This is a genomic window from Streptomyces lincolnensis, assembly GCF_021173675.1.
Classification (GTDB): Bacteria; Actinomycetota; Actinomycetes; order Streptomycetales; family Streptomycetaceae; genus Streptomyces; species Streptomyces lincolnensis_B.
In genome coordinates this window covers 41273-63522 of record NZ_JAIHON010000015.1, presented here as the reverse complement: position 1 = coordinate 63522, position 22250 = coordinate 41273, and the positions used below count along the sequence as shown (strand labels likewise).

36 protein-coding genes are annotated in these 22250 nt (G+C 66.7%); 1 reads left to right on the top strand and 35 read right to left on the bottom strand.

Going from position 1 to position 22250, the window contains the following annotated elements:
• Window positions 1–30 precede the first annotated feature (30 nt).
• Window positions 31–912 carry a hypothetical protein gene (locus K4B79_RS37285; protein ID WP_232031838.1) on the top strand — a complete coding sequence of 294 codons (882 nt, stop codon included), beginning with the start codon at window positions 31–33 and terminating at the stop codon, window positions 910–912.
• 62 nt (window positions 913–974) lie between these two features.
• Here the strand turns inward: K4B79_RS37285 and truA are convergent, their stop codons facing one another.
• The 35 genes from truA to tuf all read right to left on the bottom strand — a co-directional run bounded on the left by truA (window position 975) and on the right by tuf (window position 22122).
• Complete coding sequence (truA, locus tag K4B79_RS37280; protein WP_232031837.1) at window positions 975–1832, bottom strand: tRNA pseudouridine(38-40) synthase TruA; 858 nt, start codon at window positions 1830–1832, stop codon at window positions 975–977.
• Window positions 1833–1974: 142 nt separating this feature from the next.
• Window positions 1975–2484, bottom strand: a complete 510-nt coding sequence (rplQ, locus tag K4B79_RS37275) for a 50S ribosomal protein L17 (RefSeq protein WP_232031836.1) — start codon at window positions 2482–2484, stop codon at window positions 1975–1977.
• A 94-nt stretch (window positions 2485–2578) separates the two neighbouring features.
• Complete coding sequence (locus K4B79_RS37270) at window positions 2579–3601, bottom strand: DNA-directed RNA polymerase subunit alpha (RefSeq protein WP_003966937.1); 1023 nt, start codon at window positions 3599–3601, stop codon at window positions 2579–2581.
• A 135-nt stretch (window positions 3602–3736) separates the two neighbouring features.
• Complete coding sequence (gene rpsK / locus K4B79_RS37265) at window positions 3737–4141, bottom strand: 30S ribosomal protein S11 (protein ID WP_003956432.1); 405 nt, start codon at window positions 4139–4141, stop codon at window positions 3737–3739.
• Window positions 4142–4210: 69 nt separating this feature from the next.
• Complete coding sequence (rpsM, locus tag K4B79_RS37260) at window positions 4211–4591, bottom strand: 30S ribosomal protein S13 (protein WP_037680379.1); 381 nt, start codon at window positions 4589–4591, stop codon at window positions 4211–4213.
• A 194-nt stretch (window positions 4592–4785) separates the two neighbouring features.
• Window positions 4786–4899 carry a 50S ribosomal protein L36 gene (rpmJ, locus tag K4B79_RS37255; protein WP_003998809.1) on the bottom strand — a complete coding sequence of 38 codons (114 nt, stop codon included), beginning with the start codon at window positions 4897–4899 and terminating at the stop codon, window positions 4786–4788.
• A 29-nt stretch (window positions 4900–4928) separates the two neighbouring features.
• Window positions 4929–5150 carry a translation initiation factor IF-1 gene (gene infA, locus K4B79_RS37250; RefSeq protein WP_003948620.1) on the bottom strand — a complete coding sequence of 74 codons (222 nt, stop codon included), beginning with the start codon at window positions 5148–5150 and terminating at the stop codon, window positions 4929–4931.
• Window positions 5151–5290: 140 nt separating this feature from the next.
• Window positions 5291–5473, bottom strand: a complete 183-nt coding sequence (locus tag K4B79_RS37245; protein WP_374208557.1) for a hypothetical protein — start codon at window positions 5471–5473, stop codon at window positions 5291–5293.
• Between the two features lie 91 nt (window positions 5474–5564).
• A complete protein-coding gene (gene map, locus K4B79_RS37240; protein ID WP_232031835.1) occupies window positions 5565–6401 on the bottom strand; it encodes a type I methionyl aminopeptidase in 837 nt (278 codons plus the stop codon).
• A gap of 153 nt (window positions 6402–6554) precedes the next feature.
• Window positions 6555–7217 (bottom strand): adenylate kinase, encoded by a 663-nt coding sequence (locus K4B79_RS37235; RefSeq protein ID WP_232031834.1) that lies wholly within the window; start codon window positions 7215–7217, stop codon window positions 6555–6557.
• Window positions 7217–8530, bottom strand: coding sequence for a preprotein translocase subunit SecY (secY, locus tag K4B79_RS37230; protein ID WP_232031833.1), 1314 nt, complete (start codon window positions 8528–8530; stop codon window positions 7217–7219). The genes K4B79_RS37235 and secY overlap by 1 nt, the downstream gene beginning before the upstream one ends.
• Window positions 8531–8774: 244 nt before the next feature.
• Window positions 8775–9230 (bottom strand): 50S ribosomal protein L15, encoded by a 456-nt coding sequence (gene rplO, locus K4B79_RS37225; RefSeq protein WP_232031832.1) that lies wholly within the window; start codon window positions 9228–9230, stop codon window positions 8775–8777.
• A 2-nt stretch (window positions 9231–9232) separates the two neighbouring features.
• The gene (gene rpmD / locus K4B79_RS37220; protein WP_005481207.1) at window positions 9233–9415 is read right to left on the bottom strand and encodes a 50S ribosomal protein L30; all 183 of its coding nucleotides are present in this window, start codon (window positions 9413–9415) and stop codon (window positions 9233–9235) included.
• Window positions 9415–10023, bottom strand: a complete 609-nt coding sequence (rpsE, locus tag K4B79_RS37215) for a 30S ribosomal protein S5 (RefSeq protein WP_108954805.1) — start codon at window positions 10021–10023, stop codon at window positions 9415–9417. The genes rpmD and rpsE overlap by 1 nt, the downstream gene beginning before the upstream one ends.
• A 36-nt stretch (window positions 10024–10059) precedes the next feature.
• Window positions 10060–10443 carry a 50S ribosomal protein L18 gene (gene rplR / locus K4B79_RS37210; protein WP_037680387.1) on the bottom strand — a complete coding sequence of 128 codons (384 nt, stop codon included), beginning with the start codon at window positions 10441–10443 and terminating at the stop codon, window positions 10060–10062.
• A 3-nt stretch (window positions 10444–10446) separates the two neighbouring features.
• Window positions 10447–10986, bottom strand: coding sequence for a 50S ribosomal protein L6 (gene rplF / locus K4B79_RS37205; protein ID WP_232031831.1), 540 nt, complete (start codon window positions 10984–10986; stop codon window positions 10447–10449).
• Window positions 10987–11010: 24 nt separating this feature from the next.
• Entirely contained in the window at window positions 11011–11409 is a 399-nt protein-coding gene (rpsH, locus tag K4B79_RS37200; RefSeq protein ID WP_007384075.1) for a 30S ribosomal protein S8, read from the bottom strand.
• Between the two features lie 210 nt (window positions 11410–11619).
• The gene (locus K4B79_RS37195) at window positions 11620–11805 is read right to left on the bottom strand and encodes a type Z 30S ribosomal protein S14 (protein ID WP_003956452.1); all 186 of its coding nucleotides are present in this window, start codon (window positions 11803–11805) and stop codon (window positions 11620–11622) included.
• Window positions 11806–11810: 5 nt separating this feature from the next.
• A complete protein-coding gene (rplE, locus tag K4B79_RS37190; protein ID WP_020135807.1) occupies window positions 11811–12368 on the bottom strand; it encodes a 50S ribosomal protein L5 in 558 nt (185 codons plus the stop codon).
• Complete coding sequence (gene rplX, locus K4B79_RS37185) at window positions 12368–12691, bottom strand: 50S ribosomal protein L24 (protein WP_003992365.1); 324 nt, start codon at window positions 12689–12691, stop codon at window positions 12368–12370. Before rplX ends, rplE begins: the two co-directional genes overlap by 1 nt.
• Before the next feature lie 2 nt (window positions 12692–12693).
• A complete protein-coding gene (gene rplN, locus K4B79_RS37180) occupies window positions 12694–13062 on the bottom strand; it encodes a 50S ribosomal protein L14 (protein ID WP_003998823.1) in 369 nt (122 codons plus the stop codon).
• Between the two features lie 98 nt (window positions 13063–13160).
• A complete protein-coding gene (rpsQ, locus tag K4B79_RS37175) occupies window positions 13161–13448 on the bottom strand; it encodes a 30S ribosomal protein S17 (RefSeq protein WP_079660412.1) in 288 nt (95 codons plus the stop codon).
• Window positions 13448–13672 (bottom strand): 50S ribosomal protein L29, encoded by a 225-nt coding sequence (gene rpmC, locus K4B79_RS37170; protein WP_005481220.1) that lies wholly within the window; start codon window positions 13670–13672, stop codon window positions 13448–13450. The genes rpsQ and rpmC overlap by 1 nt, the downstream gene beginning before the upstream one ends.
• The gene (gene rplP / locus K4B79_RS37165; protein WP_004927269.1) at window positions 13672–14091 is read right to left on the bottom strand and encodes a 50S ribosomal protein L16; all 420 of its coding nucleotides are present in this window, start codon (window positions 14089–14091) and stop codon (window positions 13672–13674) included. The genes rpmC and rplP overlap by 1 nt, the downstream gene beginning before the upstream one ends.
• A gap of 5 nt (window positions 14092–14096) precedes the next feature.
• Complete coding sequence (gene rpsC / locus K4B79_RS37160) at window positions 14097–14921, bottom strand: 30S ribosomal protein S3 (RefSeq protein WP_062023386.1); 825 nt, start codon at window positions 14919–14921, stop codon at window positions 14097–14099.
• Complete coding sequence (gene rplV / locus K4B79_RS37155) at window positions 14921–15268, bottom strand: 50S ribosomal protein L22 (protein ID WP_003974262.1); 348 nt, start codon at window positions 15266–15268, stop codon at window positions 14921–14923. Before rplV ends, rpsC begins: the two co-directional genes overlap by 1 nt.
• 44 nt (window positions 15269–15312) lie before the next feature.
• Window positions 15313–15594 (bottom strand): 30S ribosomal protein S19, encoded by a 282-nt coding sequence (rpsS, locus tag K4B79_RS37150; protein ID WP_007384069.1) that lies wholly within the window; start codon window positions 15592–15594, stop codon window positions 15313–15315.
• A gap of 12 nt (window positions 15595–15606) precedes the next feature.
• Window positions 15607–16443 carry a 50S ribosomal protein L2 gene (gene rplB, locus K4B79_RS37145; RefSeq protein WP_028805741.1) on the bottom strand — a complete coding sequence of 279 codons (837 nt, stop codon included), beginning with the start codon at window positions 16441–16443 and terminating at the stop codon, window positions 15607–15609.
• 38 nt (window positions 16444–16481) lie between these two features.
• Entirely contained in the window at window positions 16482–16901 is a 420-nt protein-coding gene (rplW, locus tag K4B79_RS37140) for a 50S ribosomal protein L23 (protein WP_232031830.1), read from the bottom strand.
• Window positions 16901–17557, bottom strand: coding sequence for a 50S ribosomal protein L4 (gene rplD, locus K4B79_RS37135; protein WP_232031829.1), 657 nt, complete (start codon window positions 17555–17557; stop codon window positions 16901–16903). Before rplD ends, rplW begins: the two co-directional genes overlap by 1 nt.
• Before the next feature lie 7 nt (window positions 17558–17564).
• Window positions 17565–18209, bottom strand: coding sequence for a 50S ribosomal protein L3 (rplC, locus tag K4B79_RS37130; RefSeq protein WP_232031828.1), 645 nt, complete (start codon window positions 18207–18209; stop codon window positions 17565–17567).
• A 17-nt stretch (window positions 18210–18226) separates the two neighbouring features.
• Window positions 18227–18535 carry a 30S ribosomal protein S10 gene (gene rpsJ / locus K4B79_RS37125; protein WP_003948644.1) on the bottom strand — a complete coding sequence of 103 codons (309 nt, stop codon included), beginning with the start codon at window positions 18533–18535 and terminating at the stop codon, window positions 18227–18229.
• A gap of 453 nt (window positions 18536–18988) precedes the next feature.
• Window positions 18989–19366 carry a hypothetical protein gene (locus tag K4B79_RS37120; RefSeq protein WP_232031827.1) on the bottom strand — a complete coding sequence of 126 codons (378 nt, stop codon included), beginning with the start codon at window positions 19364–19366 and terminating at the stop codon, window positions 18989–18991.
• Between the two features lie 67 nt (window positions 19367–19433).
• Entirely contained in the window at window positions 19434–20651 is a 1218-nt protein-coding gene (locus K4B79_RS37115) for an acyltransferase family protein (RefSeq protein ID WP_269464430.1), read from the bottom strand.
• A 277-nt stretch (window positions 20652–20928) separates the two neighbouring features.
• On the bottom strand, window positions 20929–22122 hold the full coding sequence (gene tuf, locus K4B79_RS37110; protein WP_030671874.1) for an elongation factor Tu: 1194 nt from the start codon (window positions 22120–22122) through the stop codon (window positions 20929–20931).
• Between the last annotated feature and the right edge of the window lie 128 nt (window positions 22123–22250).

Below are 22250 nucleotides of genomic sequence, written 5' to 3'. Positions count from 1 at the left end.
CACACCGCTCGGCCCTCTAAGATGCGGCCCATGAGCTATGGGCAGCAGCAGGGACCCCAGTCCCAGTGGGATCCCTGGAAATCGCATTCCCAGCAGCAGCCGTGGGGCAGCAGCGGCGACGACGGGACACCGGACTGGGCCGCGCTCGCCGAGGCGTCCGAGACCCGCAACAAACGGCGCCGACTGCTGTTCATCGGCGGCGGCGCGCTCGCCACGATCGCGATCGGTTCGGCCGTGGCGATGGCCGTGGTCTCCGCGAACGGCGACAAGGGGTCGGAGAAGCCGTCCTCGCTGCCCGCCGGCGGCATCCCGAGCGCCTCCGGCACCGCCGCGCCGTCCTTCGCGCCGACCAGCGCCCCGCCCCCGCTGGACCCGAAGGACTTCGTCTCCAGCAAGACCAAGGACAAGGCCCCGATCGGCCCGGCGATCCTGTTCCCGAACACCCAGCTCTCCCTGGGCTCGGCCGTCTACAAGAAGGGCGCGTCGGCGGACACCGGGAACTGCGCCTCGGCCACCAAGGGCACGCTCCCCAAGATCCTCACCGCCAACGACTGCACCCGCCTGATGCGCGTCACGTACGCCGAGGACGGCATCGCGGGGACGGTCGGCGTCGCGCTCTTCGACACCGCGGCGCAGGCGACGAAGGCCAAGAGCCAGTGGGACAAGAAGAGCGTGATCACCTCCCTGTCCGGCAAGGGCGTGGGCGCCTTCTGCAACTCCGCCATCTGCTACACGACCGCCAACTCCTACGGCCGTTACGCCTACTTCACCGTCACCGGCTTCACCGACGGCAAGGACGTGACGAACAAGAACACCGCCGTCTTCACGGCCGGCGACGGCCTGGCGGAGTACGCGTTCAACCAGATCCGGCGCCGCGGCGAGGCCCAGGCGTCGGCCGCGGCGAACCAGTAGCCCCGCGGCCCTCCTGGCACCGGGCCCTTCTCGAACCGGGCCCTCCTCGCACCGGGGCCGGCTCAGCAGCAGCCGGCCCCCGGCAGCGACCGCCTGTTCCGCGCCTCCTTGTTCCGCGCGGCCAGCAACGCGTCCGCGGGGTAGCCCACTTCCTCCAACGTCAGCCCGTGCGGCCGTACGACGTGCACGGCGGAGTCCCGTACGCCCGCCGCCAGCACCTTGGCCGGCCAGTCGGCCCCCCGGTGCCCGTCCCCCACGAACAGCAGCGCGCCGATGAGCGAGCGCACCATGTTGTGGCAGAAGGCGTCGGCCCGCACGGTGGCGGTGATGATCCCGTCGGCCCCCTTCTCCAGGCTGAGCTCCTGGAGCGTACGGATCGTGGTCGCACCCTCCCGCCGCTTGCAGTACGCGGCGAAGTCGTGCTCCCCGAGCAGCCCGCGGGCGGCCTCGTTCATGGCGTCCACGTCGAGCGGCCAGTCGTGCCAGAGGACGTGGTTGCGCAGCAGCGGGTCGACCCCGCCGGGGTTGTCGGTGACGCGGTACGCGTACCGCCGCCAGACCGCCGAGAAACGGGCGTTGAAGCCACTGGGAGCCTCCCTGAGCGCCCACACCCGCACATCCCTGGGAAGTCGCCCGGCGAGCCGCTTCAGCAGCTTCTCGTGGTGCTCCCGCCACACGGCCTCCGGCAGGTCCACATGGGCCACCTGCCCCCGCGCGTGCACCCCGGCATCCGTGCGCCCGGCCACGGTCAGCTCGTAGGTGACACCCCCGGACCGCGTGACCGTCCGCAGAGCGTCCTCGATCTCCCCCTGAACGGTCCGCCGCCCCCCGGCCTGCTTGGCCCACCCGGAGAACTCGGTCCCGTCGTACGAAAGATCAAGGCGCACCCGCACGAACCCGGGCTCTACTTCGTCACTCACACAGAGATCCTCTCAGCAACACAAAGGCGGGCCCGCCCCTCGAAAGGAACGGACCCGCTGAGCGCCCCCTAAGGGGCGCGGGGAACTGCGCGAGCAACCACGACAAAGCCGCAGCCGCCAACGAACAGGACCCGGCAGACGCTTACGCGTCCTTGGCGTCCTCGGCGGGAGCCTCGGCCTCGTCGGCCTTGGTCACGTCCACCTTGGTCTCCTCGGCAGCCGGAGCAGCCTCGGCGTCCTTGGCGGCACGCTTCGTCGCGGCCTCGGCCTCGCCCGTCGCCTCCTGGGCGACCGTCAGGGCCTCGACCAGCTCGATGACGGCCATGGGCGCGTTGTCGCCACGGCGGTTACCGATCTTGGTGATACGGGTGTAGCCACCGGGGCGGTTCTCGTAGCGCGGGCCGATCTCGGTGAAGAGCGTGTGGACGATGCTCTTGTCCGTGATCACCTGGAGCACCTGACGGCGGTTGTGAAGGTCGCCCTTCTTCGCCTTGGTGACCAGACGCTCGGCGTACGGACGCAGCTTGCGCGCCTTCGCCTCGGTGGTGGTGATGCGGCCGTGCTCGAAGAGCGACTTCGCGAGGTTCGCGAGGAGCAGCTTCTCGTGCGCGGCACTGCCGCCCATACGGGCACCCTTGGTGGGCTTCGGCATGGTTCTTCTCCTGTGTGTCTGCCCCGGCCGTATCAGGTACCGGGGTCAGGAACCCGATGAGCGGATGCTCACCGGCAACGACCGGTCAGTACGGTCAGTACTGCTCGGTCTCCACGAAACCCGCGTCCGCGTCGTCGTCGGCGCCGAAGGCGTCGGCGGCGGCCGTGGGGTCGAATCCGGGCGGGCTGTCCTTCAGGGCCAGGCCCATGCCGGCCAGCTTCGCCTTGACCTCGTCGATCGACTTCGCACCGAAGTTACGGATGTCGAGCAGGTCGGCCTCGGAACGGGCCACGAGCTCACCCACGGAGTGGATGCCCTCGCGCTTGAGGCAGTTGTACGACCGAACGGTGAGCTCCAGCTCCTCGATCGGCAGCGCCAGATCGGCGGCCAGGGCGGCGTCCGTGGGGGACGGGCCCATGTCGATGCCCTCGGCGTCGATGTTCAGCTCGCGGGCGAGACCGAACAGCTCGACCAGCGTCTTACCGGCGGAGGCCATGGCGTCACGCGGACGCATCGCCTGCTTGGTCTCGACGTCGACGATCAGCTTGTCGAAGTCGGTGCGCTGCTCGACACGCGTGGCCTCGACCTTGTACGTGACCTTCAGAACCGGCGAGTAGATGGAGTCGACCGGGATACGGCCGATCTCCTGGCCCACCTGCTTGTTCTGCACGGCGGAGACGTAACCGCGGCCACGCTCGACCGTGAGCTCCATCTCCAGCTTGCCCTTGCCGTTGAGCGTGGCGAGGACGAGGTCGGGGTTGTGCACCTCGACACCGGCCGGGGGCGCGATGTCGGCGGCGGTGACCAGACCCGGGCCCTGCTTGCGCAGGTACATCACGACCGGCTCGTCGTGCTCCGAGGAGACGACCAGCTGCTTGATGTTGAGGATCAGGTCGGTGACGTCCTCCTTGACGCCCGGCACGGTGGTGAACTCGTGCAGCACGCCGTCGATCCGGATGCTGGTGACAGCAGCGCCGGGGATCGAGGAGAGGAGGGTCCGGCGGAGGGAGTTGCCGAGGGTGTAGCCGAAGCCCGGCTCCAGCGGCTCGATCACGAACCGGGAGCGGAACTCGTCGACGACCTCTTCGGTCAACGAGGGACGCTGAGCGATCAGCATGTTGCGTTCCTTCAGTCAGGGGCGCCCGCTATTTGACGCCCTGATGGTGTTACAAGGGTACGGGCGATATGGCCCCGAAGAGCCATACCGCCCGAAAACCTCAGACCAAGCGGCCTGCGTCAGAGATCCGAAAGATCAGACGCGGCGACGCTTGGGCGGACGGCAGCCGTTGTGCGGGGTGGGGGTGACGTCCTGGATGGAGCCGACCTCGAGACCGGTCGCCTGAAGCGAACGGATGGCGGTCTCACGACCCGAACCCGGGCCCTTGACGAACACGTCCACCTTGCGCATGCCGTGCTCCTGCGCGCGACGGGCGGCCGACTCGGCGGCCATCTGCGCGGCGAAGGGGGTGGACTTGCGCGAGCCCTTGAAGCCGACGTGGCCGGCGGAGGCCCAGGAGATCACGTTGCCCGAGGGGTCCGTGATCGAGACGATCGTGTTGTTGAACGTGCTCTTGATGTGCGCGTGACCGTGAGCGACGTTCTTCTTTTCCTTGCGGCGCACCTTCTTGGCAGCGCCCTGACGACCCTTGGGGGGCATCTATTACTCCTACGGGGAGGTGGTCGGTCCTACAGCGAAGACCGCTGATGAAGCGTTGTCCGCTGAGGACTACTTCTTGCCCGGCTTCTTCTTGCCGGCGATGGCGCGACGCGGGCCCTTGCGGGTACGAGCGTTCGTGCTGGTGCGCTGACCGCGGACGGGCAGACCACGGCGGTGGCGGAGACCCTGGTAGCAACCGATCTCGACCTTGCGGCGGATGTCGGCCTGGATCTCGCGACGGAGGTCACCCTCGGTCTTGATGTTGTTGTCGACGTACTCACGAATCGCGACGAGCTGCTCCTCGGAGAGGTCGCGAACGCGGGTGTTCGGGTCGATGCCGGTCTCGGCCAGCGTCAGCTGGGACAGGGTCCGGCCGATGCCGAACACGTAGGTCAGGGCGACCTCCACGCGCTTTTCGCGCGGGATGTCAACACCGGAAACGCGTGCCATTCAATGGCTCCAGTTGATCTTCGGAGGTCTGACACAGAACCGGATCCCGACCGCCGTACCAGGTACGAATCGGGTCCTCGGCCTCCGAACCGAGGGTGTCGGACACCGTGCGATGTCCGGGTTCCGCGTATTTACGTAATCAGCTCGCGTCGCGCGAAGTCTCTGCGAAGGCAGAGGGTGAGGCCTCTTTACGACTAGCCCTGGCGCTGCTTGTGGCGCGGGTTCTCGCAAATGACCATGACCCGACCGTGACGGCGGATCACCCTGCACTTGTCGCAGATCTTCTTGACGCTCGGCTTGACCTTCATGGGATCGAGGTTCTCCGAGTCAGAGGGATCTACTTGTACCGGTAGACGATCCGGCCACGCGTCAGGTCGTACGGAGACAGCTCCACCACGACCCGGTCGTCAGGGAGGATGCGGATGTAGTGCATACGCATCTTGCCGCTGATGTGTGCCAGGACCTGGTGGCCGTTCTGGAGCTCGACCTTGAACATGGCGTTCGGCAGAGACTCGACGACAGTGCCCTCGATCTCGATGGCACCTTGCTTCTTGGCCACGCTTCGCCCTTCGAATCGACTACCTTGATCGACCCCCGCTACCGCATGAAGGCATGCGGGTACACGAGAGCCGACGAGTCAGTCTACGTCAGGCCACTCGGAAAGACGAATTGAGGAAGGATGCCCCACGAGAGAGATCATTAAGCCAACGGGTCCGGCGCGGCGACGACCCCGTGCTCCGCGAGCTTCGCCCTGCCCCCGCCGGGAGACGTCAGGACGAGCGGCCCCTCCTCGGTCAGCGCCACCGAGTGCTCCCAGTGGGACGACCAGGTGCCATCCGTCGTGATGACCGTCCAGTCGTCCGACAGGACCTCGGACCCCATTTCGGATGCCCCTCTCGCGGGCTCGGCGCCCAGGGCGCCTCACAGGCTTCGAGCGGCTGCGCCTGCCTCCGACCGGCGACCGGGTCCGCCCTCAGGCCAAAGGATCCGGTGCCGCCGTGATCCCGTGCTCGGCAAGCCTGGCCTTGCCGCCGTCGGGAGCCGTGAGGACCAGCGGCCCCTCCTCGGTCAGCGCCACCGAGTGCTCCCAGTGGGACGACCAGGTGCCATCCGTCGTGATGACCGTCCAGTCGTCCGACAGGACCTCGGTCTTCGGCGTCCCCAGGGACACCATCGGCTCGATCGCCAGGCAGAAGCCCGGAACCAGCTTCGGCCCCTTCCCCCGGCGCCGGTCCACGTAGTTCAGCAGATGCGGGTCCATGTGCATCTCCGTACCGATGCCGTGCCCGCCGTAGTCCTCGATGATCCCGTACCGCCCACCGCCCGGCTTCGGCTGCCGGCGGATGTACGTCTCGATGGCCCGGGAGACGTCGACGAGCCGGTTGCCCTGCTTCATCGCCGCGATACCGGCCCACATCGACTCCTCGGTCACCCGGGAGAGCTCGACCAGCTCCGGAGCGTGACCCGACCCCACGAAGGCCGTGTAGGCCGCGTCACCGTGCCAGCCGTCGATGATCGCGCCGCAGTCGATGGAGATGATGTCGCCGTCCTTCAGGACGACGTCGTCGGACGGGATGCCGTGGACGACGACCTCGTTCACCGAGGTGCAGATCGTCGCGGGGAAGCCGCCGTACCCCAGGAAGTTCGGCTTCGCGTCGTGCTCCGCGAGGACCTTGCGGGCGACCTGGTCCAGGTCCCTGGTCGTGGCCCCGGGCACCGCGGCCTCTCGCGTCGCCGCGTGGATGGCGGCGACGACCAGCCCCGCCTCACGCATCTTGGCGATCTGCTCGGGGGTCTTGATCTGCACCATGGCGGCGGGGGCCTTTCTTGGACCGGGGTCGTGGACCGTGGAGGGGACGGATGACAGGAAGGGTGCCTTCAACCATACGTGCACCCACACAGCAGCCGCGGCCCCCTGGCAAGGGAACCGCGGCTGCCACGACGTACTGAAGGGGGCGACCGCCTAGGCGGCGTCGTCCTCGCGCTTGAGCGCCTCCATCGCGCGCCCGGTGACGTCCTCCACCTTGCCGAGGGCCGAGATCGTCACCACGAGGCCCTGGGCCTTGTAGTAGTCGATGATCGGCTCGGTCTGGGTGTGGTAGACCTCCAGGCGCTTGCGGACGGTCTCCTCGGAGTCGTCGTCGCGCTGGTACAGCTCGCCGCCGCAGACGTCGCAGACGCCTTCCTGCTTCGGTGCCTTGTAGGACACGTGGAAGACGTGCGCGGAGTCGTTACGGCAGATTCGGCGGCCGGCGATGCGCTTGACGACCTCCTCCTCGGGGACCTCCAGGTCCAGCACCGCGTCCAGCTTCATGCCCTCGCTGTGCAGCATCTCGTCCAGCGCCTCGGCCTGCGACACGTTCCGCGGGAAGCCGTCCAGCAGGAAACCGCCCTCGGCGTCGGACTGCTCCATGCGGTCCTTGGCCATACCGATGGTGACCTCGTCCGGTACCAGGTTGCCCGCGTCCATGTAGGACTTCGCGAGTTTGCCGAGTTCCGTCTGCTGGCTGATGTTGGCTCGGAACAGGTCGCCCGTGGAGATGTGCGGGATGGAGAGGTTCTGGGCGAGGAACGCGGCCTGCGTTCCCTTGCCCGCACCCGGCGGCCCGACGAGGACGATTCGCATCAGCGGAGGAACCCTTCGTAATTGCGCTGCTGGAGCTGGCTCTCGATCTGCTTCACCGTTTCGAGACCGACACCCACGATGATCAGGATGCTGGTCCCGCCGAACGGGAAGTTCTGGTTTGCCCCAAACCCAACCAACGCCATCGTCGGCACGAGAGCGATCAACCCCAGGTACAGCGAACCCGGCCAGGTGATCCGGTTGAGCACGTAACTCAGGTACTCAGCGGTCGGTCGGCCAGCCCGGATGCCCGGGATGAAGCCACCATACTTCTTCATGTTGTCGGCGACTTCTTCGGGGTTGAAGGAGATCGCCACGTAGAAGAACGCGAAGAAAACGATGAGCAAGAAGTACATGCTGATGTAAATCGGGTGGTCACCCTTGACGAGGTTGGCCTCGATCCAGGTCTTCCAGCCCGACGTACCACTGGAGAACTGTGCGATCAGCGCCGGGATGTAGAGCAGCGACGACGCGAAGATGACGGGAATCACACCGGCCTGGTTGACCTTCAGCGGGATGTAGGTCGACGTACCGCCGTAGGAACGGCGGCCGATCATCCGCTTCGCGTACTGGACCGGAATGCGGCGCTGAGCCTGCTCGACGAAGACCACCAGGCCGACCATGACGAGCCCGACCGCGATGACGGTGCCGAACTCGATCCAGCCGCCGGCCAGGGTGCCCTGCTTCTTGATGGCCCACAGCGCGGACGGGAAGGTCGCGGCGATCGAGATGAACATCAGGATCGACATGCCGTTGCCGATGCCGCGGTCGGTGATGAGCTCACCGAGCCACATCACGACGGCCGTGCCCGCGGTCATGGTGATCACCATGACGATCGTGGTGAAGATCGAACGGTCGGGGACGATCTGGCCGGCGACCTGGCAGCCCTGGAACAGGGCGCCGCTGCGGGCGGTGGCGACCAGGCCGGTGCCCTGGAGGATGGCCAGCGCCACGGTGAGGTAACGGGTGTACTGCGTGATCTTCGCCGTACCGGCCTGGCCCTCCTTCTTCAGGGCTTCCAGGCGCGGGATCACCACCGTCAGCAGCTGGAGGATGATGCTCGCCGTGATGTACGGCATGATGCCCAGCGCGAAGATGGTGATCTGCAACAGCGCGCCACCGCTGAACATGTTGACGAGACCGAACAGGCCCTGGTTGGCAGACGCCTCTTTCACGCACTGCTGGACGGCTGTGTAGTCGACGCCCGGAATCGGAACGTGGGTACCGATCCGGTACACCACGATGATGCCGAGCGTGAAGAGCAGCTTCTTGCGCAGGTCGGGCGTCTTGAACGCCCGGGCGAACGCGGTGAGCACGGTGCCTCCTGCGACCCCCGCGCTACTGCGTCAAGGGTGACGGTCTTGAAGGTCCAATAAGAACAACGACATGTCTAACGGTCGACTGCCGCCCAAGGTGCCCCATGGGAAGCACCTTGTGAAAGTGGGCAGTGCAGGCAACCTTACCGGCGAGACTGCCCCCTAGGAACGACCAACCGGGGATACCCCATTTGTGGGGTATCCCCGGTCGGGATCGCTCAAGTCATCGAGACGCCCGCTGTGTTCAGACGAGCTCGGTGACGGTACCGCCGGCGGCGGTGATCTTCTCCTTGGCGGAGCCGGAGACGGCGTCGACCGTCACCTGCAGCGCCACGGAGATCTCGCCCTGGCCGAGGACCTTGACGAGGCTGTTCTTGCGAACCGCGCCCTTGGCCACGAGGCCCTCGACGGTGACCTCGCCACCCTCGGGGTACAGCGCGGCCAGCTTGTCGAGGTTCACGACCTGGAACTCGGTCTTGAACGGGTTCTTGAAGCCCTTCAGCTTCGGAAGACGCATGTGGAGGGGCATCTGCCCACCCTCGAAGCGCTCCGGAACCTGGTAACGGGCCTTCGTACCCTTGGTACCACGACCGGCCGTCTTACCCTTCGACGCCTCACCACGACCGACACGGGTCTTGGTGGTCTTGGCGCCCGGGGCGGGACGGAGGTTGTGGATCTTGAGCGGGTTGTTCTCCGCCATGATCAGTCGACCTCCTCGACCGTCACGAGGTGGCGGACGGTGTGCACCATGCCGCGGAACTCGGGACGATCCTCCTTGACGACCTGCGTGTTGATCCCCTTGAGACCAAGGGAGCGCAGGGTGTCACGGTGGTTCTGCTTGCTGCCGATGTACGACTTCGTCTGCGTGATCTTGAGCTGAGCCATTACGCAGCACCAGCCCCGGCACGCGCACGCAGCAGAGCCGCGGGAGCGACGTCCTCGAGCGGCAGACCACGGCGAGCCGCGATCTCCTCGGGACGCTGCAGGCCCTTCAGGGCCTCCACGGTCGCGTGCACGATGTTGATCGCGTTCGACGAGCCGAGCGACTTCGACAGCACGTCGTGGATACCGGCGCACTCGAGCACCGCACGCACCGGGCCACCGGCGATAACGCCGGTACCGGGGGACGCGGGCTTGAGCAGCACGACGCCGGCAGCCTTCTCACCCGTGATCGGGTGCGGGATGGTGCCCTGGATACGGGGGACCTTGAAGAAGTGCTTCTTGGCCTCCTCAACACCCTTGGCGATGGCGGCCGGCACCTCCTTGGCCTTGCCGTAACCGACACCCACGGTGCCGTCACCATCGCCCACCACGACCAGCGCGGTGAAGCTGAAGCGACGACCACCCTTCACAACCTTGGCGACGCGGTTGATCGCGACGACGCGCTCAACGTACGCGGTCTTCTCGGCGGCAGCAGCGCCGCCGTCACGGCCCTTCCGGTCCCGCCGCTCGCCGCCACCGGCACCGCTTCCGCGGCGCTGGGGTCCAGCCATTGGATTACCTCTCTCTTTCCGCTAGCTACAAGCGGCTCAGAACTTGAGCCCGGCTTCGCGGGCGGCGTCCGCCAGGGCGGCGATGCGCCCCGCGTACTGGTTGCCACCACGGTCGAATACGACAGCCTCGACACCGGCGGCCTTGGCGCGCTCGGCGACCAGGGCGCCGACCTGCTTGGCCTGCGCGGACTTGTCGCCCTCGCCACCGCGGATCGAGGTGTCCAGGGTGGACGCCGACGCAAGGGTGTGACCCTTGATGTCGTCGATCACCTGGGCCACGATGTGGCGGTTCGAGCGGGTCACGACCAGGCGAGGACGCTCCGCCGTACCGTTGATCGACTTGCGGATCCGGATGTGGCGGCGCTTGATCGCGGCGCGCTTGTAGGCGTCGCCCTTGAGGATCTTCTGTCCGTATGCCATGGCTTACTTACCCGCCTTTCCGACCTTGCGGCGGATGACTTCGCCCTCGTACTTGACACCCTTGGCCTTGTACGGGTCGGGCTTGCGCAGCTTGCGGATGTTGGCCGCAACCTCGCCGACCTTCTGCTTGTCGATGCCCTCGACCTGGAAACGGGTCGGGGACTCCACCTTGAAGGTGATGCCCTCGGGGGCCTCGACCAGGATCGGGTGGCTGTAACCGAGAGCGAACTCCAGGTTCGAACCCTTGGCGGTCACTCGGTAACCGACACCGCTGATTTCGAGCTTCTTCACGTAACCCTGGGTCACGCCGGTGATCATGTTCGCCACCAGCGTGCGGGACAGGCCGTGCAGGGCCTTGCTCTGACGCTCGTCGTTGGGGCGGGTGACGTTGAGAACGCCGTCCTCACCCTTGGCGATGTCGATCGGCGCGGCAACGGTGTGGGTCAGCGAGCCCTTGGGGCCCTTGACCGCGACCGTACGGCCGTCGATGGTGACGTCCACGCCGGCGGGAACCGTGATGGGGAGCTTGCCAATGCGCGACATAGCTGTTTCCTCCGTTCCCTTCCGCTACCAGACGTAGGCGAGGACTTCCCCACCCACGCCCTTCTTGCCGGCCTGCTTGTCGGTGAGGAGCCCGTGCGACGTGGAGATGATCGCCACGCCGAGGCCGCCGAGCACCTTCGGCAGGTTGGTGGACTTCGCGTACACCCGGAGACCGGGCTTGGAGATCCGCTTGATGCCCGCGATGGAGCGCTCACGGTTGGGGCCGAACTTCAGCTCCAGGACGAGGTTCTTGCCGACCTCGGCGTCCTCGACCTTCCAGCCCGTGATGAAGCCCTCCTGCTGGAGGATCTCCGCGATGTGAGACTTGATCTTCGATGCCGGCATCGTCACGGAGTCGTGGTACGCCGAGTTCGCATTCCGCAGACGCGTCAGCATGTCTGCGATCGGATCAGTCATGGTCATGAATTGGCCTTCGGCCTCTCTCGCCGGGGTTTCCAGGTGCCCATCCCTCTCCTCGATCCGAGACGAGGCGGGTGCGGTGCGGTGGACCTACGGCGTAGTAAGTCGTATGGGCGTCCAGGCGCCCAACCCTCCTAGCCTAAGCCATGAAGGGGTGGGCACCTGACACAGCCCTTTACTTACCGAGAGCTTCGGGAATCCCTGAAAGCGGGATTACCAGGAGCTCTTGGTCACGCCCGGCAGCTCGCCACGGTGAGCCATCTCACGAAGGCACACGCGGCACAGGCCGAACTTGCGGTACACGGAGTGCGGACGGCCGCAGCGCTGGCAGCGGGTGTACGCACGCACACCGAACTTGGGCTTACGAGCAGCCTTGGCAATCAGAGCCTTCTTCGCCATCTCGCTCACGCCTCCTTGAAGGGGAAGCCGAGGTGACGAAGGAGCGCGCGGCCCTCAGCGTCGTTGGTCGCCGTGGTCACCACGGTGATGTCCATACCCCGGGTGCGGTCGATCTTGTCCTGGTCGATCTCGTGGAACATGACCTGCTCGGTGAGACCGAAGGTGTAGTTGCCACGGCCGTCGAACTGCTTGGGAGACAGACCACGGAAGTCGCGGATGCGCGGCAGCGCGAGCGACAGGGTGCGGTCCAGGAACTCCCACATGCGGTCGCCACGAAGCGTGACGTGGGCACCGATCGGCTGGCCCTCACGCAGCTTGAACTGCGCGATGGACTTACGGGCCTTGGTGACGGCCGGCTTCTGACCGGTGATCGTGGTGAGGTCGCGGATGGCGCCCTCGATCAGCTTGGAGTCGCGGGCGGCGTCGCCCACACCCATGTTGACCACGATCTTGACGAGGCCGGGGATCTGCATGACGTTCTCGTACTTGAACTCGTCACGCAGCTTGCCCGCGATCTCCTCGCGGTACTTCGTCTTCAGACGCGGAGTGGTGGTGGTCGCCATCAGATGTCCTCACCCGTCCGCTTGGCAACGCGGATCTTGTTGCCCTCGTCGTCGAAGCGGTAACCGACACGCGTGACGACCTTGTTGCCGTCCTTCTCCACGACCAGCTGGACGTTGGAGACGTGGATCGGGGCCTCGGTCGTGACGATGCCGCCGGCCTGCGAACCGCGAGCGGTCGGGCCGGCCTTGGTGTGCTTCTTGACCCGGTTGACACCCTCGACCAGGACGCGGTCCTCGCGGGGGAAGGCCGCGATGACCTTGCCCTGCTTGCCCTTGTCCTTACCGGTGATGACCTGGACCAGGTCGCCCTTCTTGATCTTCATGCTTACAGCACCTCCGGCGCGAGCGAGATGATCTTCATGAACTTCTTCTCGCGCAGCTCACGGCCGACGGGGCCGAAGATACGGGTGCCGCGAGGGTCGCCGTCGTTCTTCAGAATGACGGCGGCGTTCTCGTCGAAGCGGATGTACGAGCCGTCCGGACGGCGGCGCTCCTTGACGGTGCGAACGATGACCGCCTTGACGACGTCACCCTTCTTCACGTTGCCACCGGGGATCGCGTCCTTGACGGTGGCGACGATGACGTCACCGATGCCCGCGTAGCGGCGACCGGAGCCACCGAGCACACGGATGCAAAGGATCTCCTTCGCACCAGTGTTGTCGGCGACACGCAGTCGCGACTCCTGCTGGATCACGTCTATCTCCTGTTTGTCTGCCGGTTCCCGGCAGGGGCCTCAGTACGAGGACCCCTGCCGAGCCTGGCGGAACTGACCTGCGGGGTTGGCCGCAGGAATTACTTGGCCTTCTCGAGGATCTCGACGATGCGCCAGCGCTTGGTCGCCGACAGCGGGCGGGTCTCCGCGAGGAGGACCCGGTCGCCGACGCCGGCAGCGTTCTGCTCGTCGTGCGCCTTGAGCTTGTTGGTACGGCGGATGACCTTGCCGTACAGCGCGTGCTTGACGCGGTCCTCGACGGCGACGACGACGGTCTTGTCCATCTTGTCGCTGACGACGAGACCCTCACGGGTCTTGCGGAAGCCGCGGGCCTCTGCAGTCTGCTCAGTCACGTTGTTCTCACTCATCAGGCGCTCTCCACCGTCTCGATGCCCAGCTCGCGCTCACGCATCAGGGTGTAGATCCGCGCGATGTCCTTACGGACGGCCTTGAGCCGACCGTGGTTCTCGAGCTGGCCAGTCGCCGCCTGGAAGCGGAGGTTGAACAGCTCTTCCTTGGCTTCGCGGAGCTTGTTCAGCAGCTCCTCGTCACCCAGTTCGCGCAGCTCGGACGCCTTGGTACCGGCCGACATCACGCTTCACCTGCCTCGCGCTTGACGATCCGGCACTTCATCGGCAGCTTGTGGGCCGCACGAGTCAGCGCCTCACGGGCGATCTTCTCGTTGGGGTAGGACAGCTCGAACATGACCCGACCCGGGTGCACGTTCGCGATCCACCACTCGGGGGAACCCTTACCGGAACCCATGCGGGTCTCGGCGGGCTTCTTCGTGAGCGGGCGGTCCGGGTAGATGTTGATCCAGACCTTGCCGCCACGCTTGATGTGGCGGGTCATCGCGATACGAGCGGCCTCGATCTGGCGGTTCGTCACGTACGCCGGGGTCAGCGCCTGGATGCCGTACTCGCCGAACGCAACCGTCGTACCGCCCTTGGCCTGTCCACGGCGCTTGGGGTGGTGCTGCTTGCGGTGCTTGACCCTACGGGGGATCAGCATGACGGTCAGGCCTCCGTTCCGGTGCTCTCAGCCGGAGCGGCGGCGGGAGCCTCGGCCTTGGGGGCCTCGGCACCGGCAGCCTGCTGCGGCTTACGACCGCGCCGCTCGCCACCACGGCCACCACGGGCCGGGCGGTCGGCACCGCCACCGCGAGCCGGGCGGTTACCCGCACGGGCGGCAGCGTTCTCGGCGCGGACCTCGGCGATGTTCTTGACATCGCCCTTGTAGATCCAGACCTTCACACCGATGCGGCCGAAGGTCGTCTTGGCCTCGAAGAAGCCGTAGTCCACGTTCGCGCGGAGCGTGTGCAGGGGCACGCGGCCCTCGCGGTAGAACTCCGAGCGGGACATCTCGGCGCCGCCGAGGCGGCCACCGCACTGGATCTTGATGCCCTTGGCGCCGGCCTTCATCGCCGACTGCATGCTCTTACGCATGGCGCGACGGAAGGAGACGCGGGAGGAGAGCTGCTCGGCGACGGCCTGGGCAACCAGCTGAGCGTCGGTCTCGGGGTTCTTGACCTCGAGGATGTTCAGCTGGACCTGCTTGCCCGTGAGCTTCTCGAGGTCACCGCGGATGCGGTCGGCCTCGGCGCCACGGCGGCCGATGACGATGCCCGGACGAGCGGTGTGGATGTCCACACGCACACGGTCACGGGTGCGCTCGATCTCCACCTTCGAGATGCCGGCGCGCTCCATGCCGGACGTCATCATCCGACGGATGGCGACGTCTTCCTTGACGTAGTCCTTGTACAGCTTGTCGGCGTACCACCGGGACTTGAAGTCCGTGGTGACACCGAGCCGGAACCCATGCGGGTTAACCTTCTGGCCCATTACCGGGTTCCTTCCTTGCTGCTGACGACCACGGTGATGTGGCTGGTCCGCTTGCGGATCCGGTAGGCACGGCCCTGGGCGCGCGGCCGGAACCGCTTCAGGGTCGGGCCCTCGTCGACGTACGCCTCGGAGATGAAGAGGCTGTCGGCGTCGGTGTGGTCGTAGTTGTGCGCGGCGTTGGCGATGGCGCTGTCGAGCACCTTGCCGACGGGCACGGAGGCTGCCTGCGGAGCGAATCGCAGAACAGCCTGAGCCTCCGTGGCGTCCATGCCACGGATAAGGTCCACCACGCGGCGGGCCTTCATGGGCGTAACGCGGATGTACCGCGCCTGGGCCCTGGCTTCCATGGTTGTCCCTCTCAGTTACTTACGTGTCTGAATGCGATCCGCGATTAGCGGCGCTTCGACTTCCGGTCGTCCTTGACGTGACCCCGGAAGGTGCGCGTCGGCGAGAACTCGCCGAGCTTGTGGCCGACCATCGACTCGGTGACGAACACCGGGATGTGGGTCTTGCCGTTGTGCACCGCGATCGTGTGGCCGAGCATGGCCGGGACGATCATCGAGCGACGGGACCAGGTCTTGATGACGTTCTTGGAACCCGCTTCGTTCTGGGCGTCCACCTTCTTGATCAGGTGGTCGTCGACGAAGGGCCCCTTCTTGAGACTGCGCGGCATCTAAACCCGCTCCTAGCGCTTCTTGTTCGTCTTGCGGCGGCGGACGATGTACTTGTTCGAAGCCTTCTTCGGCGAACGAGTACGACCCTCCTTCTGACCCCACGGGGAGACCGGGTGGCGACCACCGGAGGTCTTGCCCTCACCACCACCGTGCGGGTGGTCCACCGGGTTCATCGCCACACCGCGGACGGTCGGGCGAACGCCCAGCCAGCGCTTACGGCCGGCCTTACCCCAGTTGATGTTGCTCTGCTCGGCGTTGCCGACCTCGCCGACGGTGGCGCGGCAGCGCACGTCGACCAGGCGGATCTCACCGGAGGGCATGCGGAGGTGGGCCATCTGGCCCTCCTTCGCGAGCAGCTGCACGGAGGCACCGGCGGAGCGGGCGAACTTGGCGCCGCCACCGGGACGGAGCTCGATCGCGTGGATCGTGGTACCGACCGGGATGTTGCGGAGCGCCAGGTTGTTGCCCGGCTTGATGTCGGCCCCGGGACCGTTCTCGACGCGGTCGCCCTGCGACAGGTTGCGGGGGGCGAGGATGTAGCGCTTCTCGCCGTCCGCGTAGTGCAGCAGCGCGATGCGCGCGGTGCGGTTGGGGTCGTACTCGATGTGCGCGACCTTCGCCGGCACGCCGTCCTTGTCGTGACGACGGAAGTCGATCACTCGGTAGGCGCGCTTGTGTCCGCCACCCTGGTGGCGAACGGTCACACGACCGGCGTTGTTACGGCCGCCCTTGCTGTGCAGCGGGCGGACCAGCGACTTCTCCGGCGTGGACCGCGTGACCTCGACGAAGTCGGCGACGCTGGAGCCACGGCGGCCCGGCGTAGTCGGCTTGTACTTGCGGATTCCCATTTCTCAGTCCTCGTCCGATATCGGACGATCCGACCCGCTTACGCGGTCGGACCGCCGAAGATGTCGATACGGTCGCCCTCGGCAAGGGTCACGATCGCGCGCTTGCTGTCGGCACGCTTGCCGAAGCCGGTGCGGGTCCGCTTGCGCTTGCCCTGGCGGTTGATCGTGTTGACGCCGGTGACCTTGACCGAGAAGACCGCCTGGACGGCCTGCTTGATCTGGGTCTTGTTGGCGCTCGGGTCCACGACGAACGTGTACTTGCCCTCGTCGAGAAGCGCGTAGCTCTTCTCGGACACGACCGGCTTGAGCAGGATGTCACGGGGGTCCGTGAACGCCTTGCTCGCCGGCGTGACGACGGTGTTCTTGCCCTCGGCCTCGTGGCGACGCGCCTTCGCGACGCGCGCGGCCTTGGCCGCCTTGGCGGCCTTCGAGGCGATGCTCGGGTGACGCGTGGCCATCAGGCTTCGCTCCCTTCGGTGTCAGCGGCCTTGGGGCCAGACACGAAGGACTCGAAAGCGGCCTGGGTGAAGACCACGTCGTCCGAGACGAGAACGTCGTACGTGTTCAGCTGGCCCGGCTCCAGGATGTGGACCTGGGGCAGGTTACGGGCGGAGAGCCACGCGGCCTCGTCGGCGCGGTCGACGACCAGGAGCAGGTTCTTGCGCTCCGAGATCTTGCCGAACAGCGTCCGGGCGGCCTTCGTCGACGGGCTCTCGCCCTCGATGACGCCGGAGACGACGTGGATCCGGTTGTGGCGGGCCCGGTCGGTGAGGGCGTGGCGCAGGGCCGCGGCCTTCATCTTCTTCGGGGTCCGCTGCGAGTAGTCACGCGGCTGCGGGCCGTGGACGACGCCACCGCCGGCGAACTGCGGGGCGCGGGTCGAGCCCTGACGGGCGCGGCCGGTGCCCTTCTGGCGGTACGGCTTCTTGCCGCCACCACGGACTTCACCGCGACGCTTGGTCTTGTGCGTGCCCTGACGGGCAGCGGCGTTCTGCGCGACGACGACCTGGTGAAGCAGCGGGATGCTGATCTTCTCGACGCCGAAGATCTCCGCGGGGAGCTCGACGCTACCGGTCTTCTCGCCTGCAGGCGAAAGGATGTCAACAGTGCTCATCGGTACCTCAGGCCCCCTTGGCCGCGGTGCGGACCAGGACGAGGCCGCCGTTCGGACCGGGAACCGCGCCCTTGATGAGCAGCAGACCCTTCTCCGCGTCAACGGCGTGGACGGTCAGGTTCTGGGTGGTGACGCGCTCGTTGCCCATGCGACCCGCCATGCGGAGGCCCTTGAACACGCGGCCCGGGGTGGCGCAGCCACCGATGGAACCGGGCGAGCGGTGCTTGCGCTGGGTGCCGTGTCCGGCGCCGAGGCCCTTGAAGTTGTGACGCTTCATGACACCGGCGAAGCCCTTGCCCTTGCTCTTGCCGGTCACGTCGACCTTCACGCCGGCCTCGAACACCTCAGCGGTGATCTCCTGGCCCAGCGTGTACTCGGAGGCGTCCGCGGTGCGGATCTCGACGAGGTGGCGACGGGGGGTGACGTCGGCCTTGGCGAAGTGACCCTTGAGGGGCTTGTTCACCTTGCGCGGGTCGATCTCGCCGAAGGCGATCTGGACCGACTCGTAGCCGTCACTGTCGTTCGTACGGACCTGGGTCACGACGTTGGGGCCGGCCTTGACGACGGTGACCGGAACAACACGGTTGTTCGCGTCCCACACCTGCGTCATGCCGAGCTTCTCGCCCAGGATGCCCTTGATCTGCTTAGCCATCGTTCAGATCACCGGCCTCAGAGCTTGATCTCGATGTCGACACCGGCCGGGAGGTCGAGTCGCATCAGAGAGTCAACGGTCTTGGGCGTCGGGTCGAGGATGTCGATCAGGCGCTTGTGCGTGCGCATCTCGAAGTGCTCGCGCGAGTCCTTGTACTTGTGCGGCGACTTGATGACGCAGTACACGTTCTTCTCAGTGGGCAGCGGCACCGGGCCCGCGACCGACGCACCAGTACGCGTCACCGTCTCGACGATCTTCTTCGCCGAGCTGTCGATGACCTCGTGGTCGTAGGCCTTGAGCCGGATGCGGATCTTCTGTCCCGCCATGGCTACTCAGTAGTCCTGTCTCTTCTAACGCTCTGGAACCTGGTGTTCCCTTACTCGATCCTCCGACCCACGCGGTCGGGCGTGTCGCGCTGCCGCTGACACGGATGTCCCTTGTTCGAACATTCCCTGTCTGGGAGCACGGCCCTTCCGGAACCGCAAGCCGGGGCGACTGCATCAATTGGCTGACGCGGGCCCACCGGGTGCCTGGCCGGTGCCGCGCTGTCACTTCCCGGAAGATTCCCGTACGTCCGCCCCAGCGCTGCCTTACGGCAGTTAGGGCGACGAGTACTGTGGGACTCGCTTCCGGTCCTCCCGGCGGGAGGCGCGCAGCATCAACACTCGACCGAGCAACCCCGCTAGTCTGCCATACGGGGCACGGGCCTGGCCAATCGAGCCGGAGACAATACCCGCAGGGTGACGTACGTCAAACCCTGACCGCTCCGGACGGCGCCTCTAGGGCCAGTCGACCAGCACCGCGAACACGACGTACGCGAACGGCACCATGAAGGGCGCCGCCGCCGCGAGACCCACCCGGCGGGCCGTGTTGCCGCGTTCCCACGGCAGGGCCCAGCTCGCGGCCACCAGGAACAGGGCGATGCCCAGGCCGCCGAGGAGGACCGGGAAGGCGATGCCGAAGCTCGACTCGAAGCGGTCGGCCCGGGTGCCGTCGCAGGAGTCGCAGGCCATCGCGGAGAACCCGCCCACGAGATAGGCGACCAGACAGGCGGGGACCGTGACCAGGGTCGAGATCAGCGGCGCGGCCCACGCCCCACGCGCACGATCGTCGAGCGTGTCGAGGGCATCGCGAGCGTCGAGTGTGTTGTCGGACATACGTCCATCCCAGCGCCTCGAACACGCGACCGCATGAGCGCTCGTACTCAGACCGCGGGTGAGGACCTCAGCCCCCCGCGTTCCGCAACCGCGCGAACGACGTGTCCAGCCCCCGCTTCAGCATCCCCGACACCGGCCGCTCCACCAGCCGGTGCACGCCCCAGCTGAGCACCAGGAACCCGGCGATCACCACCACGACCAGCAGCCGCGCGTCCATCGTGTCGCGCAGCCGGTTGATCAGGGTCGTACCGGCGACGTAGTGCGTGAGGTAGAGCGGATACGTCAGCGCGCCCGCCGTCACCAGCCATTTCCCCTGCACGCGATCGGCCGCGCCCAGCGCGATGGCCACCATGGCCAGCAGGAACACGGTGAAGATCAGCACGCTCCCCCGCCACCCGGACACATGCTCGACCTCGTCGATCCGCTGCCCCAGCTCCAGCTGGCCCATCAGCCAGGCCATCGCGAGGATGCCCCACAGCAGCAGGTCCTGGCCGAAGCGGTGCATCAGGTACAGCGCCAGACCCGCGATGAAGTACCAGGCCCCCTCGGGGTTGGCGGCCAGCTCCAGCAGGCGGAAGTCGGAGACGGGGGCCAGCATCGCCGCCGCGCCCCAGGCACAGCAGAAGACGACCACCTTGCGGTACGTCAGCCCCGTTGCGACCACCACCAGGAACAGCAGGTAGAAGCGCAGCTCGGACCAGAGCGTCCAGTACACGCCGTCGACGTTGGTCACGCCCGAGCCGGACTGGAGCATCGTGAGGTTGAGCAGCACCTCCCGCAGCCGCAGCCGCTCCCAGACGCCCGGTACGGCCACCAGCACCGCGGTGGTGAACAGCACCGCGAACCAGTACGCCGGGTACAGCCGGATCACCCGCGACACGAAGAACTGCCGGGGCGTGCGGCCCCAGCACGACATGCAGATGACGAACCCGCTGATCACGAAGAAGATCTCGACGCCGATCCAGCCGTAGGAGGCGAAGCGGAACACCGTGGGCATGATCTCGGAGACCGGCCGGCCCCAGATCGCGTTGCCCGGCTGGTCGACGCGGTGCGTGCCGGCGTAGTGGTGCACGGCCACCATCAGGGCCGCGAGGAGCCGGATGCCGTCGATGGCGTAGAGCCGCCGGCCCGCCCGTCCGCGGACGACGACACGGCGGCCCCCGGGATCCACCGTGCGGGAGCCCTTCGGCGGCTGCCGCTCGGGCACGACGAGCGGCGGAAGCGGTTGTTGCAGGCCGCCGACGACCCGCCGCGGAATCGACGTCCTGCTGTCCGCGCCCTGCATCGACACCTGTCCGTTCTCACCAGTCGCGAGGAATTCCCGGGCCGGGGCGGCCGCCGGAAGACCCACGCTACGGCCGCCGCAATCGCCCCACAGAGAACAGACAAGAACATTCCTCCCGCCGTCGCCCCGGAGTTGCCGCACCTCTCGCCGAGCCGTCGCCCAGAGTTCGCCGAGCCTTCACCCGGCGCCCGGACATGACAAAGGGGCCCGTACGACCGAAGTCGTACGGGCCCCTTCTGGGTGCTCGCGCTGGAGCTACCAGGTCAGGTCGACAAGCTTACTTGTTGATCTTGGTGACCTGGCCGGCGCCCACGGTCCGGCCACCCTCACGGATGGCGAACTTCAGGCCCTCTTCCATGGCGACGGGCTGGATGAGCTCCACCTTCATCTCGGTGTTGTCACCCGGCATGACCATCTCGGTGCCCTCGGGGAGGGTCACGACGCCGGTCACGTCCGTCGTACGGAAGTAGAACTGCGGACGGTAGTTGTTGAAGAACGGCGTGTGACGGCCGCCCTCGTCCTTGGACAGGATGTACGCCTGCGCCTCGAACTCGGTGTGCGGGGTGACCGAGCCCGGCTTGATGATGACCTGGCCGCGCTCGACGTCCTCGCGCTTGATGCCACGGAGGAGCAGACCGACGTTCTCACCGGCCTGGCCCTCGTCGAGCAGCTTGCGGAACATCTCGATACCGGTGACCGTGGTGGTGGTCTTCTCGGTCTTGATGCCGATGATGTCGACGGTCTCGTTGACCTTCAGGACACCACGCTCGATACGGCCGGTGACGACCGTACCGCGGCCGGTGATCGTGAAGACGTCCTCGATGGGCATGAGGAACGGCTTGTCGACGTCACGCTCGGGCTCCGGGATGGACTCGTCGACGGCCTTCATCAGGTCGAGGACGGACTGGCCCCACTCCTTGTCGCCCTCAAGGGCCTTCAGAGCGGACACCTTGACGACCGGCAGGTCGTCGCCCGGGAACTCGTACTCGGAGAGGAGCTCACGCACCTCGAGCTCGACGAGCTCCAGGATCTCCTCGTCGTCCACCATGTCGGCCTTGTTCAGGGCGACCACGATGTACGGAACGCCGACCTGGCGGGCCAGGAGCACGTGCTCCTTGGTCTGCGGCATCGGGCCGTCGGTGGCGGCGACCACGAGGATGGCGCCGTCCATCTGCGCCGCACCCGTGATCATGTTCTTGATGTAGTCCGCGTGACCGGGGCAGTCGACGTGGGCGTAGTGACGGGTCTCCGTCTGGTACTCGACGTGCGCGATGGAGATGGTGATACCGCGCTGGCGCTCTTCGGGAGCCTTGTCGATCTGGTCGAACGCCGAGGCCTCGTTCAGGTCCGGGAACGCGTCGTGCAGCACCTTGGTAATGGCGGCCGTGAGGGTCGTCTTACCGTGGTCGATGTGACCGATGGTGCCGATGTTGACGTGCGGCTTAGTCCGCTCGAACTTCGCCTTCGCCACTGGGGTCCTCCTGGGAGTGGTTCTGGTACGCCTTACTTCATCGGCGCCAGGTGATCTTTGCTGGAATGCCCGGGCCCGGGGCAAACACCCGTGAAACCGGGTGTTTGCCGCTGAGGCTCCGGAGTCAA